Here is a 16,056-nt window from a genome sequence, read left to right on the forward strand (position 1 = left end):
ATGCACCTCCATGTAATCGACCCTGAGTACGCCTCGGGTAAAACCATTCGTTGTGGTCACTGCTGGGATTGCGATGCAACGCATATCGAGCTTTCACACACTGGTGAACATGACCCCAATGAGCATTTGGTGCTCTGTTACCACTGTGCATACCTCGCAGGTCTCAAGTTATGCCCAGCATGCAATGCTGCCTCGCCAGTAACTGTAGTGGCACAGCATATATTCGCTGAACTCATACCTATTCACGCTCCGTGTGAGTTGGATGGCAGCGGTCACTCAGTTCAACTCCCCAGTTCCACGTCATGAGCGCCGGCTAACCCTCCTACGGATATTGCAGGTCGACCTGAGGCCGACCTGCAATCTCAGAGGGGTTAACGCACAGATTTGCCCGCCTACGTAGCTACCACTTACGGCGAGCATGCCAACGATGTTGGGCCGCGGTGGACTCAGATTCATAGCCAATCCCGGCTACGCCCCTGTTCGCTGGTACGGTAAAGCATTCGGCGCAACGACACTCGCAAGCTGCAATTTAATTGATCAATTGGACTCCGGCACCCAGTCGATCCAACGGCGTTTATGGCAGCACTTGGCAGGGACGCTACACGGACACATAACAGCTTGGACGCAGTCGCAAATTGCGGGAAGCTTACTGGGCTCAATCAACAGGTTTTCAATCGCATTTATTTCGAAAATTTCGCATTTATTTCGAAATCCGACAGCTGCCGCCGACCAGTGCCGGCCCCGATGCCGAGTGGTGCGGCTGACGAAAGGGACGTTGTGGCCAATGCGTCAGCGGCGCGCCACTGGCGACCGATTGAATCGCCGCCACCTCCAGCGCCTCGCACTCGGACAACGGTGGGAGCAATCCCGGTAGTCGGCTGGCCAGCAACGTCTTGCCGGTACCCGGAGGCCCACTGAACAACAGGTTATGCGCGCCCGCTGCGGCAATCAGCAGCGCCCGCTTGGCGGCCTTTTGCCCCTGGACTTCGTTGAGGTCGGGATAGGGTCTGGCGGCATGGATCAAACCGTCCGACACGTAAGGTTCAACCGGCGTGTGCCCGTTGAAATGCGCCACCGCCTCCAGCAGATGATCTACCGCAAACACCTTCAAGCCCGAGGCCAGGCACGCCTCCTCGGCATTCGCCCGCGGCACCACCAGTGCCCGCCCGGCCTTGCGCGCCGCCAGTGCCGCCGGCAACACCCCGCGCACCGGGCGCACCGCGCCGGATAACGCCAACTCACCCAGGCATTCCACATCATCCAGCGTCAGGCACGGCACCTGCACACTCGCCGACAGAATCCCAAGGGCGATCGCCAGATCAAACCGCCCGCCATCCTTGGGCAAATCCGCCGGCGCCAGATTCAAGGTGATCCGCCGCGCCGGAAACTGCAGACCGGAATTGATGATCGCGCTGCGCACCCGATCCTTGCTCTCCTTCACTGCGGCTTCGGGCAGGCCGACCATGGTCAGCGACGGCAGGCCGTTGGCCAGATGGACTTCGACGGTGACAGCGGGGGCTTCCACGCCAATCTGGGCGCGACTGTGGACGATGGAGAGGGACATGGTCGTTCCTTGAGCTGAATCGGGAGCCGCTTCCTGCGGTTTTTGAAGGGTAGTTGGGGAAGGGTGATCTGGCGGGGTAATGGCGGGGGCGAATTTTCACTGGATGTTGCGGGTAGTGGCCAACCAATTTCGAGGCGAAAAAAAACCGCCTCGAGGAGACGGTTTTTAGTTTGCAGGCTTTGGTGAGGCCAAGACCTGCGCATCCTTAGTGGACACACTCACGTCCGTTGAGACTATGTATGTTTGCCCGTTGAGGCAAGCACCCGAGTCAACTTTCACCCATCAGTACCGGTCTGGATGGATTGAAGCAGTCATGCCCGAATACGAGGTCATGGCCTGATAAAACTTGTTTAAATTGCCTCTGAGGGGCTGCAATACCATCTGTTTTGACGATGCCCGCTCATGGAGCGTTCGCAAAGTGTGGTCGGGGGAGTAAAGATTTCATGTTCCTCGACACGGTGTGAGACCCGTGCCGGTGTTTTTTTGGGGAACTCACACCCGGCCGCCTTAGCAGACACACTCACGTGTAGTCCCGAAGATGTTCGCACGCCGGAAAGTACATCGGCGGTTTGGCCCCACGCAAGGAGGGCCAAAATATGTCTAAGTTTCTTAAACATATGTGGCGCCTCGTCAGGATCGCGTTATGGGCTTATCGCCTGTACGAGTTTCTGCGAGACCGTTGGAGTAATTCGTAGTAGAGGATTGATCTGACGGAAGCCGCTCTTGCCTCGGCAGGAGCGGTTTAATTTCTACCAGCAAAATGAAGGTATTTCTGCGCAGGACTTGCAGTCCTACTCGGCCGCCGGCGTCAGCTTCGCTTCAAGCTCCGCCACCTTTGCTTCAAGGCTTTCAAGGCGAGCACGAGTACGCGCCAGGACAACCATCTGGCTATCGAATTCTTCCCGGCTCACCAGGTCGAGTTTGCTGAAGGCGCTTTGCAGCAGCATCTTCAACTGGCTTTCGATTTCGGCTTTCGGCAGCGGGGTGTCGCCGCTGAAAAGGCGGGAGGCGGTGCCGCTCAGGGCGTCGAGGAGGTCTTTGGGCGCGAGCATGGAATGTGTCCTGTAAACAGTGGCGGGCAGTGTATCACGCAGTGTCTATAGTCATTGACGCAGGCACGAGTGCACGCTTTTCGCGCAAGCGGACGGACGGCGACGCACCGTTGTTGTGCGTAACCGTCGGGGCTTTTTTGCGCAAGCGCCTGCGGCAGCGGCCAAAGGATTGAAATCAGAGGAATTTGGCGAGATGGCAAGCTTTCTGCTTAGTCGGTAGTGACCCATGCACTGATGCAGTCGCTGTGACGAATGCAGTGCGGCAGGCGGAGCGGGGAGTTTCGTCAGCAGCGGTTAGCTGGCGTCAGTCGGGCAGCTAAGGCCGACGATGCGTTACAAAGCCAGGCACTGCGCTTAGACTTGAGTCGGGTTTGTTTTCCTGGGGCAAGTCCACCAATTCGGGAGAGAGTTTCATGAAGCTAGTCACTGCCATCATCAAGCCGTTCAAGTTGGACGACGTGCGCGAGTCGCTGTCCGAAATCGGCGTGCAGGGCATTACCGTTACTGAAGTCAAAGGCTTCGGCCGGCAGAAGGGTCACACCGAGCTGTATCGCGGGGCGGAGTATGTGGTCGATTTTCTGCCCAAGGTGAAAATCGACGTGGCCATCGACGACAAGGATCTGGATCGGGTTATCGAGGCGATAACCAAGGCTGCCAACACCGGCAAGATCGGTGACGGCAAGATCTTCGTGGTCAATCTGGAACAGGCGATTCGCATCCGTACCGGCGAAACCGATACCGACGCGATCTAAACGCCGCCACAAACCCAACGCCCCAGGAGAAAACAATATGACTCTGCGTAAATTCGCAGGGCTAGGCGCCCTGTTGTCCATCGTAATGCCCGGCCTGGCTATGGCGGCAGATCCGGTGGCGCCTCCAGTCCTCAATTCCGGCGATACCGCCTGGATGCTGACCTCCACAGCCCTCGTGCTGTTCATGACTATTCCGGGCCTCGCGCTGTTCTACGGCGGCATGGTGCGGTCGAAAAACATTCTTTCGGTGATGATGCAGTGCTTTGCCATTACTGGCCTGGTCACCATCCTGTGGTTCCTTTATGGCTACAGCATGGCGTTCGACACCACCGGGATGGAAGCCAACGTCGTCAACCTGAACTCCTTCGTCGGCAGCTTTGCCAAGGCCTTCCTTGCGGGCGTTACGCCTGCCAGCATTACCGGCCCGGCAGCGCTGTTCCCTGAAGCGGTGTTCGTCACTTATCAAATGACCTTCGCCATCATCACCCCGGCGCTGATCGTCGGTGCCTTCGCCGAGCGCATGAAGTTCTCCGCGATGCTAGTGTTCATGGGCGTCTGGTTCACCCTGGTCTATGCACCGATTGCGCACATGGTCTGGAGTGGTCCGGGTTCGTTGCTGGGTGACTGGGGCGTGCTCGATTTCGCGGGCGGCACCGTGGTCCACATCAACGCTGGTGTCGCCGGTCTGGTGGCGTGCCTGGTACTGGGCAAGCGCAAAGGCTTTCCGACCACCCCGATGGCTCCGCACAACCTCGGTTATACCCTGATGGGCGCGGCGATGCTGTGGGTCGGCTGGTTCGGCTTCAACGCAGGTTCCGCCGCAGCGGCCAACGGCACCGCCGGCATGGCGATGCTGGTCACCCAGATCGCTACCGCTGCCGCGGCACTGGGCTGGATGTTCGCCGAGTGGATCACCCACGGCAAACCTAGCGCACTGGGCATCGCCTCGGGCGTGGTTGCAGGTCTGGTGGCAATTACGCCGGCAGCCGGTACCGTGGGCCCGATGGGTTCGCTGATCATTGGCCTGGCGGCCGGTGTGGTGTGCTTCTTCTGCGCCACTACGCTCAAACGCAAACTCGGTTACGACGACTCCCTGGATGCCTTCGGCGTGCACGGTATCGGCGGTATCCTCGGCGCGATCCTCACCGGTGTGTTCGCCGCACCGGCCCTGGGCGGCTTCGGCACCGTGACCGATATCGCATCGCAAGTGTGGATTCAGTGCAAAGGCGTCGGCTTCACGGTGATCTACACCGCGATCGTCACCTTCATCATCCTTAAGGTACTGGACGTGGTCATGGGCCTGCGTGCCACTGAGGAGGAAGAAGCAGTGGGTCTGGACCTGGCACAACACAACGAACGCGGCTACAACCTGTAAGTACCCGCATTAAAAAACTTGCCCGGCTTGCCGGGCATTTTTTTGTCTGGGATTTGTCATTGAAGTACAGGCTGAAAGGATTTTTCGTACGGCTTTGGTCGTGTTTACGACGGGCGTTTTTCTGCGGCCAATCGCTTACATCATTGCGGGAATATTAGGGTCTTTGTTTTTTCCCTGAGCGCGCTAGAATGCGCCCCGAACGTGCGGAGAACTGTATGTGGCAACAGACTCTGATAACCCTGCGGGCACGGCCCCGGGGCTTTCATCTGGTAACGGACGAGTTACTCGCCGGCCTGCCTGAACTCAGGGCGTGCCGGGTCGGTCTGTTGCATTTGTGGCTGCAGCATACCTCGGCGTCGTTGACCATCAACGAGAACGCCGATCCGGCGGTCCGTCGCGACTTCGAACGATTTTTCAATCGTCTGATCCCACAAGGAACAGACGGCTATGAGCATAACGACGAAGGCCTGGACGACCTCCCGGCGCACTTCAAGGCCAGCGTGCTTGGCTGCCAGATCAGCTTGCCGGTATCGGCGGGGCGCCTGGCTCTGGGAACCTGGCAAGGCGTTTATCTGGGCGAGCATCGTGATCATGGCGGTGCTCGAAAAGTCCTTGCCACCTTGTACGGTGAAGGGGCGTAAACCGTTGGTCACCAATGGTTACTGATTTTTTAACGGCGACTTTCGACAGTTGCCAAAGCTGGTCTATAACTAATCTGCTTTTCGCAAGTCATGAGGTAGAACATGAGCGACGATGATCTGGAAAACGACGACCTCGAAGTAGGCGACGAAGACGAGGCCGAGGAAGGCTTGGAAGCAGCAGCGGAAGACGTTGCTGACGACGATGGCGGTGACGATACGCCGGCCCCGGCTGCCAAAGGCAAAGCCAAGGCTGCGGTGTCGGTAGACGAGTTGCCGAGCATTGAAGCCAAGAACAAGGAACGCGACGCCCTGGCCAAGGCCATGGAAGAGTTCTTGTCGCGCGGCGGAAAAGTGCAGGAAGTGGAGGCCAATGTGGTCGCCGATCCTCCGAAGAAGCCGGACAACAAGTACGGCAGCCGCCCTATCTGAGGCGTGCCGCTTGCTTGCTGAAAAAGCCCGCCGTCGCTGCGGGCTTTTTCATGCCTTTAGAAAATGCACGACCCGCTGCGGTCACTGTGGCGAGGGGATTTATCCCCGATCGGTTGCGCAGCAGCCGTGAAGTCAGATTGCGTGGAGTGTCAGGACTTTCGGGTTTGCTGCATCTGGGGCCGCTTTGCAGCCCATCGGGGATAAATCCCCTCGCCACAAAAAGGCGGTTTTGTGTCAGGCGGAAGTGGCATTCCAGCGCGCAAGCACCGCCGGCAAATCGCTCAGGCTGCGGATTTCGGCATCCGGCAAACGATCCGCTTCCCAGACCTTACCCGCCGGGTTGAACCAGATCGCCCGCAACCCGGCCTGCTGCGCCCCGGCAATGTCATCACCCGGATGATCACCGATATGCACGGCGGTTTCGGCCGTGGCGCCACCGCGCTGCAAGGCTTCATGAAACAGTCGCGCATCCGGTTTGGCGATGCCGATATCTTCCGCGCACAACGCAAACTTGAAGTAATCCGCCAGGCCCAATCGACGCACATCGGCATTGCCATTGGTGACTACGCCAAGCGAGTAATGATTGGCGAGAATCTCCAGCACCGGCTCGACCTCGGGGAACACCTCGATCTGGTGCCGTGCATGCAGAAACACTTCAAAGCTCTTGTCCGCCAGATCCGAGGCTTCGCGGTGGGCGTACCCGGCCTCCTCCAATGCGTGGAACAGCCCCCGCCGACGCAATGCGCTGATGCGGTGCTTGAGGCCTGGTTCACTGGCCAGCACCCGCTCGCGAATTGCCCACAAATGCTCCACCGGCACCGCGCCCAGGTGCGGCGCATGTTCGCTCAGCCATTCGCGTAATACCGCTTCGGCGCTGACGATCACCGGGGCGGTGTCCCACAGGGTGTCGTCGAGGTCGAAGGTGATCAACTGGATGTTCATTAATCGTCGCCTTTGCTGCGTTTGGCCCGTGGGTGGGCGCTGTCGTAGACCGCCGCCAGGTGCTGGAAGTCCAGGTGGGTGTAGATCTGCGTGGTCTTGATGTCCGAGTGGCCGAGCAGTTCCTGCACCGCGCGCAGGTCCTGCGAGGATTCCAGCAAGTGGCTGGCGAAAGAATGCCGCAGCATGTGCGGGTGCAGGTTTTGCCCAAGCTCGCGTTCGCCGGCCAGTTTCACCCGCACCTGAATCGCTCGCGGGCCGAGGCGCCGACCTTGCTGGCTGACGAACACGGCGTCGTCCGCCGGGTTGGTCATGGCGCGCAGCGGCAACCATTGCTCGATCGCTTCGCGGGCCTTTTTGCCTACCGGCAACAGTCGGGTCTTGCTGCCCTTGCCGAGCACCTGGACCATGCCGTCAGCAAGGTCGAGCTGATCGAGGTTGAGCCCGGTCAGCTCGGAAAGACGCAGGCCCGAGGAGTAGAACAGCTCCAGAATGGCCTGATCACGCCGCGCCAGAAAGTCGTCCTCGACCGCACCTTCAAGCAGTTGCAATGCACGGTCGGTGTCGAGGGTTTTCGGCAGGCGACGTTCGCCTTTCGGCGGCGCCAGGCCAGTGGCCGGGTCGTGGTCGCACAGGCCTTCGCGATTGAGGTAGTGATAGAGCCCGCGCACCGCCGAGAGCAATCGGGCCAGGCTGCGCGAAGACTGACCCTGCGCATGCAGACGGGCGATCAGGCTGCGCAGGCGCTGGATGTCCAGCGCGGCCCAACTGTCGATGTTCTGTTTGAGGCACCAGCCGAGGACTTTATCGAGGTCGCGGCGGTAGGCCGAAAGGGTGTGCGGCGACACCTGTCGCTCACTGCGCAGGTGTTCGCAGTAAGCGTCCAGTTGTCGTTCCATGCTCAGCGTACCGAGCGCAGGGAGCTGTTGACCCGTGGCAGCACGCGGCCCATGACTTCGGCGATGTAGCTGAGGAACAGCGTGCCGACCGAACTCTTGTAGTGCTGCGGATCGCGGCTGGCGATCGCCAGAATGCCGTGGATGCCTTGATGGCTGACGGCGACCACTGCGGTGGAACCGATCTGCTTGCGCTGCTCTTCGCCGAACAGGAAGTCCAGCTCATGTTCACGCAGCGTGCCGCTGACGCTTTTGCCTTCGGTGAGCAAGCCGCCGATAGCGGTTTGCGCGTCGGCGTGAGTCACCCAGCGGCCGACCGGTGCCGGGTTGTCGCCGAGCAGGATCAGGCTGACAAAAGGCACCTGGAAGTCCTGGCGCAGGCTGTCTTCGACGCTGATCACCACGTCTTCGAGGCTGGCGGCGTCCATCAGCGCCAGGATCAGGCGGCGGGTCTTGTCGAACAGGCGATCATTATCGCGGGCCACGTCCATCAACTGCGAGAGGCGGTGGCGCATCTCGATATTGCGGTCGCGCAGGATAGTCATCTGTCGTTCGACCAGCGACACGGTGTCGCCGCGTTGATGAGGAATGCGCAGGGCGGGCAGCAGTTCTTCGTGCTCGACGAAGAAGTCCGGATGAGCCTCCAGGTACGCGGCAACCGCTGCCGCCTCCAGGCTCTCGGACGCTGATTCGTCGGACTGTCGGGCGGGTACCTGAGGCTTATCGGTCATGGTTTCTGCTCACTCAAAGACGCACTTGTCCTTCGTATACACGCACTGCCGGACCGGTCATCAGCACCGGTTGGCCAGGGCCTGCCCATTCAATGGACAGACGCCCGCCGGGCAGGTCGATCAACAGCGGCGAATCCATCCACCCCTGGCTGATTGCCGCGACAGCCGCGGCGCAGGCGCCGGTGCCGCAGGCCTGGGTTTCCCCGGCGCCGCGCTCCCACACGCGCAGTTGCGCGCGGTTACGGTCGATGACCTGGATGAAACCGACATTGACCCGCGCCGGGAAGCGCGGATGGTGTTCGATTTTCGGCCCCAGTTCATGTACCGGTGCGTTGTTGATGTCCTGCACGCGCAGCACGGCGTGTGGGTTGCCCATCGACACGGCGGCCAGTTCGACCGTGGTGCCGTCGACTTCCAGCTGGTAGCTGGAAGCCTGCGCTGGTGCTTCGAACGGAATGTCCGCCGGCACCAGGCGCGGGGCGCCCATATTGACGCCGATCTGGCCGTCGTTACGCACGTCCAGCTCGATGATGCCGCCCTTGGTCTCGACGCGGATCTGCCGTTTGGCGGTCAGGCGCTTGTCGAGCACAAAGCGTGCGAAGCAGCGCGCACCGTTGCCGCACTGCTCGACTTCCGAGCCATCGGAATTGAAGATCCGATAACGAAAATCCACGTCCGGGTTGCTTGGCGCTTCGACGATCAGCAACTGGTCGAAACCGATACCGGTGTGCCGGTCGCCCCATTGCTTGGCGTGCTTGGGCTGAATATGCGCGTGCTGGCTGACCAGGTCGAGAACCATGAAATCATTGCCCAAGCCGTGCATTTTAGTAAAACGCAGCAGCATGGGTTACTCCGGCAGCAGGCTTTCGCCGGCAAACAGCTCGGCCACGGTTTCGCGGCGGCGCACTTCAAATACCTGATCACCGTCTACCAACACTTCAGCGGCACGGCCACGAGTGTTGTAGTTGGAACTCATGACGAAACCGTAGGCACCGGCCGAATGCACGGCCAACAGATCGCCTTCTTCCAGAGCCAGTTCACGGTCCTTGGCCAGGAAATCACCGGTTTCGCAGATCGGGCCAACCACGTCGTACGGGCGCGCTGCGGTGTCGCGCGGTTTGACTGCGGTGACATCCATCCAGGCCTGATAGAGCGCCGGACGGATCAGGTCGTTCATCGCCGCGTCGACGATGGCGAAATCCTTGTGTTCGGTGTGCTTGAGGTACTCGACCTGAGTCAGCAGCACACCGGCGTTGGCGACGATGAAGCGGCCCGGTTCGAACACCAGCGCCAGATCACGCCCGTTCAGACGCTCGCGCACAGCCTTGACGTAGTCGCCGGCCAGTGGCGGCTCTTCATCGCGATAACGCACGCCCAGGCCACCACCGAGATCGATGTGGCGCAGGTGGATGCCGCAATCGCCGAGGCGGTCGACCAGATCCAGCAGGCGGTCGAGGGCATCGAGGAACGGCGGCAGGGTGGTCAGTTGCGAGCCGATGTGGCAGTCGACGCCGATCACTTCCAGGTTCGGCAGGTGCGCGGCACGCACGTACACGTCTTCGGCGTCGGCAATGGCGATGCCGAACTTGTTCTCTTTGAGACCGGTGGAAATGTACGGATGGGTGCCGGCGTCGACGTCCGGGTTCACGCGCAGCGAGATCGGCGCACGAACGCCCAGCTCGGCGGCGACCACTTGCAGGCGCTCCAGCTCGTCGGTGGATTCGACGTTGAAGCAGTGCACGCCGACTTCCAGCGCGCGACGCATGTCGTCACGGGTCTTGCCGACGCCGGAGAACACGATCTTGTCGGCGCTGCCGCCAGCGGCCAGCACACGTTCCAGCTCGCCACGGGACACGATGTCGAAGCCGGCGCCGAGACGGGCCAGGACATTCAGCACGCCGAGGTTGGAGTTGGCCTTGACCGCATAGCAGACCAGGTGAGGCATGCCGGCCAAGGCATCGGCGTAGGCCAGATACTGAGCTTCGATGTGCGCGCGCGAGTAGACATAGGTGGGCGTGCCGAAACGGTCGGCGATGGCGGACAGCGCCACACCTTCCGCGAACAGCTCCCCGCCACGGTAGTTAAAAGCGTCCATGGCGATCCCTTATTGGTAAACGTCGTGCTTGTGAGCTTTGGACGGCTGCTTTTGCGAAGACTGGGCTTGCTCGGCCGGGTCCTGATCGTCATCCGGCAGGTACAGCGGGCCTTTTTGACCACAGGCCGAAACGAGGCAGGCAACCGCGACGAGCGCAGCAAGGGAAGAGATCAGGCGCTTCATGGCGAAATCCTTGAAAATGCGTTAATTGCGCCGGAGTATACCGGCCACCCGGCAGCTTGCCTATGCGAGGGGGTTCCCGTCCGGCGGGGCTTGTCCGGATGCGCACAAATCCCCGTGGGAGCGAGCCTGCTCGCGAAGAGGGCGGCAGGTTCAACAGGCTCGCTGCCTGATACACCGCTTTCGCGAGCAGGCTCGCTCCCACAGGGTTCGGTGTTGGATGGGCCAATCGGCCCTTGGTCGTTATCCTTTGCAATCGGCCGGCAGCGTCCGTATCTTGCGGCGCTTGAGCCTGAGCAGACATTTTTTTGAGGTTGCCACAATGAGTTTGTCCGAAGCGCGTTTCCACGATCTGGTCGATGCCACCCAGCAGGCGTTGGAAGAGTTGCTGGAGGATCATGCCGACGATATCGAGATCACGGCCGGCATGATGACCATCAAGTTCGATAACGGCAGCCAGCTGATCATCAGCCGCCAGGAGCCGCTGCGTCAGCTGTGGCTGGCGGCGCGTTCCGGTGGGTTCCATTTTGACTACGACGAAGAGTCGGGCAAGTGGAGCTGCGAGAAGTCCGCAGAATTGCTCGGTGAAGTGTTGGCTCGCTGTGTTCAGGATCAGGCGGACCTCAAGCTGGACTTCGAAGAGATCTGATCGTGACCGAGGTTGCCCCGCGCCCACCCAAGCCGCTTTACAGCAACGTCAGCCCGGCGGTGCCTTCGCCGTGCACCGGCGTGTGCCGGCTGGATGAGCAGAAGGTTTGCCTTGGCTGCGCGCGACATGTCGAAGACATTCGTGAATGGCGCTCGGCGGATGATGAGCGACGGCGGGTGATCGTTGCCCAGGCTACTGCCCGCAGATCCTTGGCCTAGGGATGTTGTGGTGAGGGGATTTATCCCCGATAGACTGCGCAGCAGACTCAAAAGCCTGGGGCCGCTGCGCGACCCATCGGGGATATATCCCCTCGTCACAGAGGTTGCGTGGTGTCGGGGTGGGTGACTTGTATATTTTTTGAGCTGTGATAGTGTCGGAACACGCCTCAACCCATCGAGGCCCGGTGAAAACCCCGTCTTTTTTGGCGGGGTTTTGCTTTTTTTGTGTGCAGAAGAAAGGAGTCTGCCCGGATCATGACCGCACCTTCCATCACCCTTACCCGTCTGGACGTGCAACGTCTGGAGCGCCTGATCGACAACCTGAACGAGAAAGACCAGGCTGCGCCGGGCGTGATCGCGCTGCAAACCGAGCTGGATCGCGCCGACACCGTGGTCGGCCACGATGAGGTGCCCGCCGATGTCGTGACGATGAATTCCCGTGTGCATTGCCGCGAAGAGGGCAGTGGCAAGGATTACCACCTGACGCTGGTGTATCCCAAGGATGCCAACGCCGATGAAGGCAAGATCTCGATCCTGGCGCCGGTCGGCAGCGCATTGTTGGGCCTGAAGGTCGGTCAGCACATCGACTGGCCGGCCCCAGGTGGCAAGACCCTGAAACTGACGTTGCTGGAAGTCGAATCGCAGCCGGCCAACGGCGGTGATTTCCGCGAGTAACCCCGCCTCAGACCTGTTCGAGCGCCTCGTTCAGGGCGCGCTCCAGGTCGGCCTTGTAGCGCAGATACAAATTGCTTGAACTCTGACCATCACCGAGCAGGCCCGACAAGTCCAGGTCGGTGATGTAGCAGCGATAGCGCTCGGTCTCGCGGCGCTGCTCGATGATCTCCCGGGCGACCACATGAAACAGCTGGTCGCCATGTTCCAGCTCGCTGAATTCCCGTTGATTGCAATACAGGGTGACCTGCACCTCTGCCGGTGCGGCCTTGCCGATGATCGCCTGTACGTCGTAGAACGGTTTGTTGACCGGGGTCTGCGGCGCCGGCCGTGCCTCGACCCGGCGCGCGCGTCCCGGTCCTGAGGGCAACAACTGGTAATACAAAGTCTCGAGACTGATCGCCGGGCTGCCGTCCATCGGCAACAGCGCTTCACGCCGGTACTGAATCGATTGCAGGAAGCGTTGCAGCGGCACCAGCAGGCTCTGCTCGTCGTGATACGGCAGACGCTGCTGCCACAGTGCGTTGAACTCATCCAGCACGTACAGCTCGGCCTGTTGCTCGGTAATCCGGTAGAACACCTGAATCGATTCCGGCTGCCCCATCGGCAGGATCAGCGCCAGGTCGTGTTCTTCCAGTGCCATCGGGTCCAGGTGCAGCGGGCTGTAACGTGCCTGTTCTTCGCCGAGGTAATCAAGCAGTGCCGGCAATGTCGCGAGGGCAACGTGATTGACCTGTCCCGGCACCAGTTCCAGCACGTGATAGTGCTGTTGCACCTGAATCAGATAGCGATGGTTCAGCTCGCTGAGCAGCAGGTTTTGCGCGGTATCGACGATCTCTTCGACGCGGCGGGCAATGAACTGCGCACGGTTGTGGCAGAAGCAACGTACCTTCAATGATGGTTGCTGCGGGCCGCGTGGCAGGTTGTTAAGGTAGTCGCGCAGGCAGTCGAGCAACGCATGGGGGCCGTCAAAGCGGTTGACCAGCACTTCGTTCCAGCTGTTGAGCGTGACCTGATCGAGGGTCAGCACGAGGTTTTCCCGGACCCCGGCGTAACTCAGCGAGTCGGTGCGCTCGGTGGTCATCAGGATGTTCAGGTCGCGGTGATGCTTGAGCGGGTCGACGCCGACGTTGACCAGCATCAGCACTTCGCTCGGCACGGCGGCGCGCAGCAATGGCTCTTCGGCGACTGTGGGCAAGGGCAGGGCGATGCACTGTTGCAGGCTGCCGAGCAGGTTGAACAGTTCGAACTCGCTCAGGTCGCTGGTGCCTGGATGCAGGGCCAGACGGGTGCTGCTGTCGATCACGCCGTTGCGATGGCACCAAGTGAGCAGTTCGAGCAGCTCACGGCTGCGCTTGATCGGCGCGAAATGCTCCCACTCCAGCGCGGTCAGGCTGCCGTTGTACAGGCCCCAGTGGGTTTGCCCCGGTTCCTTTTTGTTCGGTGACTGCACCAGCGTCAAGGTGTCTTCGGCCAGATCCGGGGCGATCCCGGGATTGATGAACTCGACCTTGTCGGCCTTGCGCTCGAACGCTGCGTACAGGCGGCGGCCAAGCACGTTCAGGTCGCGCTTGTTGATCAGGCTGACGGTCTGTTCGGTGCGGGCGAACTGGGTCAGGAAGCGATAGCTGTAATTCAGCTCGTTGACCAGCGCGCGGCGTTCGGCGCTGACCTGGCGGACTTTCCATTGGCTGCGACTGTCGAGCAGCGCCAGTTGGCGCTGGTCCCAATGCCATTCGCTGGCCAGACGCTCCAGCAGCGAACGCTGCCAGCCCTGACTGCGGCTGTTGCCGGTGAGCTTGCGGTTGACCTTCAGGTACAGCGCGCGGCGCACCAGCTCCAGGCGCTCTGGTTCGTTGCGCGCAGTGAGGTATTCCTCGATGCGCCGGTACACGACCATGTACGGATCAAGCTCATCGAGATCCAGCTGATTGGCGAACACGGCTTTTTTGAAGCGCAGACTCAGGCACTGCACCTGTGGGTGTTCGCTGGCGTAGACCTCGGTCAGGAGCAGCTTGAGCACCGACTTGTAGGGCGACTCGATGCCCTTGAACAGTTGCCACAGTCCGGCGCCGATGAACTCGCCAGGCGGAATCGTTGCCAGGTGGCCGAGGTCGAGGGTCTCGTCGGCGCGGATGAAGCGCTTGGAAATCAGGGTGTGGGTGTAGAGGTTGTAGGCGCCTTCTTCGTAGACCGGCACCAGCCACCAGATCGGCGTGCGTCCGGCCAGCCAGATCGCCGTGCGGTAGAACTCGTCGAGCAGCAGGTAATGCTGGGTGGTGCCGCAGTTCTCGGAACTCAACTGGGTGTCGCGCTCACCTTTGACGAAGCGCACCGGATCGATCAGAAAGAAATGTGCCTCGGCACCCTGACTGGCGGCCCAGGTTTCGAGCAACTGACATTTTTTGCGCAGCTCGGCCAGTTCGCTGTCGGTGAGATCCGGCGCGTGGCAGACCCACACATCCATGTCGCTCTGATCGGCCTGGGCCAGCGTGCCAAGGCTGCCCATCAGGAACAGCCCGTGAATCGGCCGTGGCGGATTGCTGCCGTGGCGTGGCTTGTAGGAGAACGAACGGGTCAGCCGCTGAGCTTCGGCAAGCACGTTGGCGTCCGGCTCGTAGTTGGACAGCCCGGCCGGCGTGCTGCCCGAGACATAACCCGGCAGCAGCGGGTGATTGACGTGGAAAAACAGCGGCAGCAGGGTCAGCACGCCTTGCTGGCGGCTCGACAAGCCTTCAAGTGCACGGCCGAGACGGCCTTCATTGAGTTTGAGAAAACGCGCACGCAACTGGCTGAGTACCTTGCGGTCGATGCCTTCGTCCAGGTCGGGGCGGATTTCATGGGTGCGCGTCATGTCAGCTCAAACCGGCTCGCAGGCTCGGACGAAGAGGGTCTCGGATTGGGAGGCAGTTTAGCCTTTGCGCAGCGGGACTTTTAAGCTGAATTTGTTTTTTGACGTCAGATTTTTAGCACGAGGCAATCAAGTGGGCCCGCGGAAATCCCGTGGCAGGGGTTCCCGTGGGCAAAGACGGGAAGTCAGGCGGTTTCCTGCTCTCTCAGAATGGTCAGCACGGTTTGCACACTTTGCGCGGCATCGCGACCCAGGCTGGTCAGATACCCGCCATCGGGCTGGTCGGTCAGTTCTTTTTCGAAGAGGCGTTTGGCGGCGGCAATGTGTTTCGGGGCAGCGGTCTGATGAATTTTCAAACCTTCCTGGGAACTGTCCAGGTTGAAGAGTGCGAGGACTTCCAGTTCGGCAACCAGCTCAGGGGTAAGCGACATAAGGACTCCAGACTTTCTAGGAATTGGACGACAGCGCCCCTAAGGTGAACCCGCTTCTGCGGCATGTCCAGTGCTCAGATCAGGGATTTTGTCTTGAGGCGGATTCCAGTGTAGTTGGGGCTCGGGAGATGGCCGGATGGATACGTAACAAACATTGTAGGAGTGAGCCTGCTCGCGATAGCGGAGTGCCTGTCGGCATATTCTTCACCGACGGAACGCTATCGCGAGCAGGCTCACTCCTACAGGATCGGGGGTTACTGCTTTTCTGGTGGCAACTCAGGCAATGCACGCAGCGCCGCTTCGTACCATTCGGTATTGAATGCGCGGTCTTCATCGAGCATCGCGTCAATCTCGTAGGCCAGCACGTGCGCCATCAGATTGAGGATCTCTTCGCGCTCGACGCCCACCAGCGTCAGCTTGTTGTAAGTCGCCTTGGCCGCTGGCGGGTTGTCGCTTTCGATCTGGTTCTCGATGGCTTCGATCAACGTCGCCTCGGTGAACTCTTCTTCGTCGTTGTCGATGTCTGTCGGCTCGCTCATGGCAGGCTCCTCAAGGAAAGGCGCCAGTTTACCCGCATTCAG

General features: G+C 60.6%; 17 protein-coding genes and 1 pseudogene. 7 read left to right on the forward strand and 11 right to left on the reverse strand.

The window, feature by feature from the left end:
• Positions 1-712 precede the first annotated feature (712 nt).
• Positions 713-1,564: pseudogene (locus PseAD21_RS05355) on the reverse strand (YifB family Mg chelatase-like AAA ATPase); the annotation flags it as partial.
• Between the two features lie 791 nt (positions 1,565-2,355).
• A complete protein-coding gene (locus tag PseAD21_RS05360) occupies positions 2,356-2,616 on the reverse strand; it encodes an accessory factor UbiK family protein (RefSeq protein ID WP_102354794.1) in 261 nt (86 codons plus the stop codon).
• A gap of 413 nt (positions 2,617-3,029) precedes the next feature.
• Between PseAD21_RS05360 and glnK the strand changes: the two genes are divergently transcribed.
• The 4 genes from glnK to sutA all read left to right on the forward strand — a co-directional run bounded on the left by glnK (position 3,030) and on the right by sutA (position 5,813).
• Positions 3,030-3,368: a P-II family nitrogen regulator gene (gene glnK / locus PseAD21_RS05365; protein WP_002555808.1), complete on the forward strand. Its 339-nt coding sequence runs from the start codon at positions 3,030-3,032 to the stop codon at positions 3,366-3,368.
• Positions 3,369-3,405: 37 nt separating this feature from the next.
• Positions 3,406-4,743 carry an ammonium transporter gene (locus PseAD21_RS05370; protein WP_102354795.1) on the forward strand — a complete coding sequence of 446 codons (1,338 nt, stop codon included), beginning with the start codon at positions 3,406-3,408 and terminating at the stop codon, positions 4,741-4,743.
• Positions 4,744-4,958: 215 nt separating this feature from the next.
• On the forward strand, positions 4,959-5,384 hold the full coding sequence (locus PseAD21_RS05375) for a secondary thiamine-phosphate synthase enzyme YjbQ (protein WP_102354796.1): 426 nt from the start codon (positions 4,959-4,961) through the stop codon (positions 5,382-5,384).
• Positions 5,385-5,486: 102 nt separating this feature from the next.
• Positions 5,487-5,813, forward strand: coding sequence for a transcriptional regulator SutA (sutA, locus tag PseAD21_RS05380; RefSeq protein WP_007920420.1), 327 nt, complete (start codon positions 5,487-5,489; stop codon positions 5,811-5,813).
• Between the two features lie 234 nt (positions 5,814-6,047).
• On the opposite strand, the gene PseAD21_RS05385 is transcribed toward sutA, so the two are convergent.
• The 6 genes from PseAD21_RS05385 to PseAD21_RS05410 are packed head-to-tail and all read right to left on the reverse strand — an operon-like array spanning position 6,048 to position 10,657.
• Complete coding sequence (locus tag PseAD21_RS05385; RefSeq protein ID WP_102354797.1) at positions 6,048-6,755, reverse strand: HAD family hydrolase; 708 nt, start codon at positions 6,753-6,755, stop codon at positions 6,048-6,050.
• Positions 6,755-7,651, reverse strand: a complete 897-nt coding sequence (xerC, locus tag PseAD21_RS05390) for a tyrosine recombinase XerC (RefSeq protein ID WP_102354798.1) — start codon at positions 7,649-7,651, stop codon at positions 6,755-6,757. Before xerC ends, PseAD21_RS05385 begins: the two co-directional genes overlap by 1 nt.
• 2 nt (positions 7,652-7,653) lie before the next feature.
• The gene (locus PseAD21_RS05395; protein WP_102354799.1) at positions 7,654-8,379 is read right to left on the reverse strand and encodes a DUF484 family protein; all 726 of its coding nucleotides are present in this window, start codon (positions 8,377-8,379) and stop codon (positions 7,654-7,656) included.
• Between the two features lie 13 nt (positions 8,380-8,392).
• Complete coding sequence (gene dapF, locus PseAD21_RS05400; protein ID WP_102354800.1) at positions 8,393-9,223, reverse strand: diaminopimelate epimerase; 831 nt, start codon at positions 9,221-9,223, stop codon at positions 8,393-8,395.
• Between the two features lie 3 nt (positions 9,224-9,226).
• On the reverse strand, positions 9,227-10,474 hold the full coding sequence (gene lysA / locus PseAD21_RS05405; protein ID WP_102354801.1) for a diaminopimelate decarboxylase: 1,248 nt from the start codon (positions 10,472-10,474) through the stop codon (positions 9,227-9,229).
• 9 nt (positions 10,475-10,483) lie between these two features.
• On the reverse strand, positions 10,484-10,657 hold the full coding sequence (locus tag PseAD21_RS05410; protein WP_007911098.1) for a lipoprotein: 174 nt from the start codon (positions 10,655-10,657) through the stop codon (positions 10,484-10,486).
• A gap of 319 nt (positions 10,658-10,976) precedes the next feature.
• On the opposite strand from PseAD21_RS05410, the gene cyaY reads away from it, so the two are divergent.
• The 3 genes from cyaY (at position 10,977) to rnk (ending at position 12,196) form a co-directional block, all read left to right on the forward strand.
• Positions 10,977-11,303: an iron donor protein CyaY gene (gene cyaY / locus PseAD21_RS05420; protein WP_102354802.1), complete on the forward strand. Its 327-nt coding sequence runs from the start codon at positions 10,977-10,979 to the stop codon at positions 11,301-11,303.
• 2 nt (positions 11,304-11,305) lie between these two features.
• Positions 11,306-11,521 carry a DUF1289 domain-containing protein gene (locus PseAD21_RS05425; RefSeq protein WP_102354803.1) on the forward strand — a complete coding sequence of 72 codons (216 nt, stop codon included), beginning with the start codon at positions 11,306-11,308 and terminating at the stop codon, positions 11,519-11,521.
• Positions 11,522-11,776: 255 nt separating this feature from the next.
• Positions 11,777-12,196 carry a nucleoside diphosphate kinase regulator gene (gene rnk, locus PseAD21_RS05430; RefSeq protein WP_038359156.1) on the forward strand — a complete coding sequence of 140 codons (420 nt, stop codon included), beginning with the start codon at positions 11,777-11,779 and terminating at the stop codon, positions 12,194-12,196.
• Between the two features lie 7 nt (positions 12,197-12,203).
• Here rnk and PseAD21_RS05435 read toward each other — a convergent pair whose 3' ends face one another.
• The 3 genes from PseAD21_RS05435 to PseAD21_RS05445 all read right to left on the reverse strand — a co-directional run bounded on the left by PseAD21_RS05435 (position 12,204) and on the right by PseAD21_RS05445 (position 16,014).
• Complete coding sequence (locus PseAD21_RS05435; RefSeq protein ID WP_102354804.1) at positions 12,204-15,047, reverse strand: class I adenylate cyclase; 2,844 nt, start codon at positions 15,045-15,047, stop codon at positions 12,204-12,206.
• Positions 15,048-15,229: 182 nt separating this feature from the next.
• Positions 15,230-15,475: a TIGR02647 family protein gene (locus PseAD21_RS05440; RefSeq protein ID WP_047596728.1), complete on the reverse strand. Its 246-nt coding sequence runs from the start codon at positions 15,473-15,475 to the stop codon at positions 15,230-15,232.
• 254 nt (positions 15,476-15,729) lie between these two features.
• The gene (locus PseAD21_RS05445) at positions 15,730-16,014 is read right to left on the reverse strand and encodes a hypothetical protein (RefSeq protein WP_102354805.1); all 285 of its coding nucleotides are present in this window, start codon (positions 16,012-16,014) and stop codon (positions 15,730-15,732) included.
• Positions 16,015-16,056 lie beyond the last annotated feature (42 nt).

Origin of the sequence: Pseudomonas sp. AD21, assembly GCF_002878485.1 — a bacterium.
In the GTDB taxonomy this organism is placed as follows: domain Bacteria; phylum Pseudomonadota; class Gammaproteobacteria; order Pseudomonadales; family Pseudomonadaceae; genus Aquipseudomonas.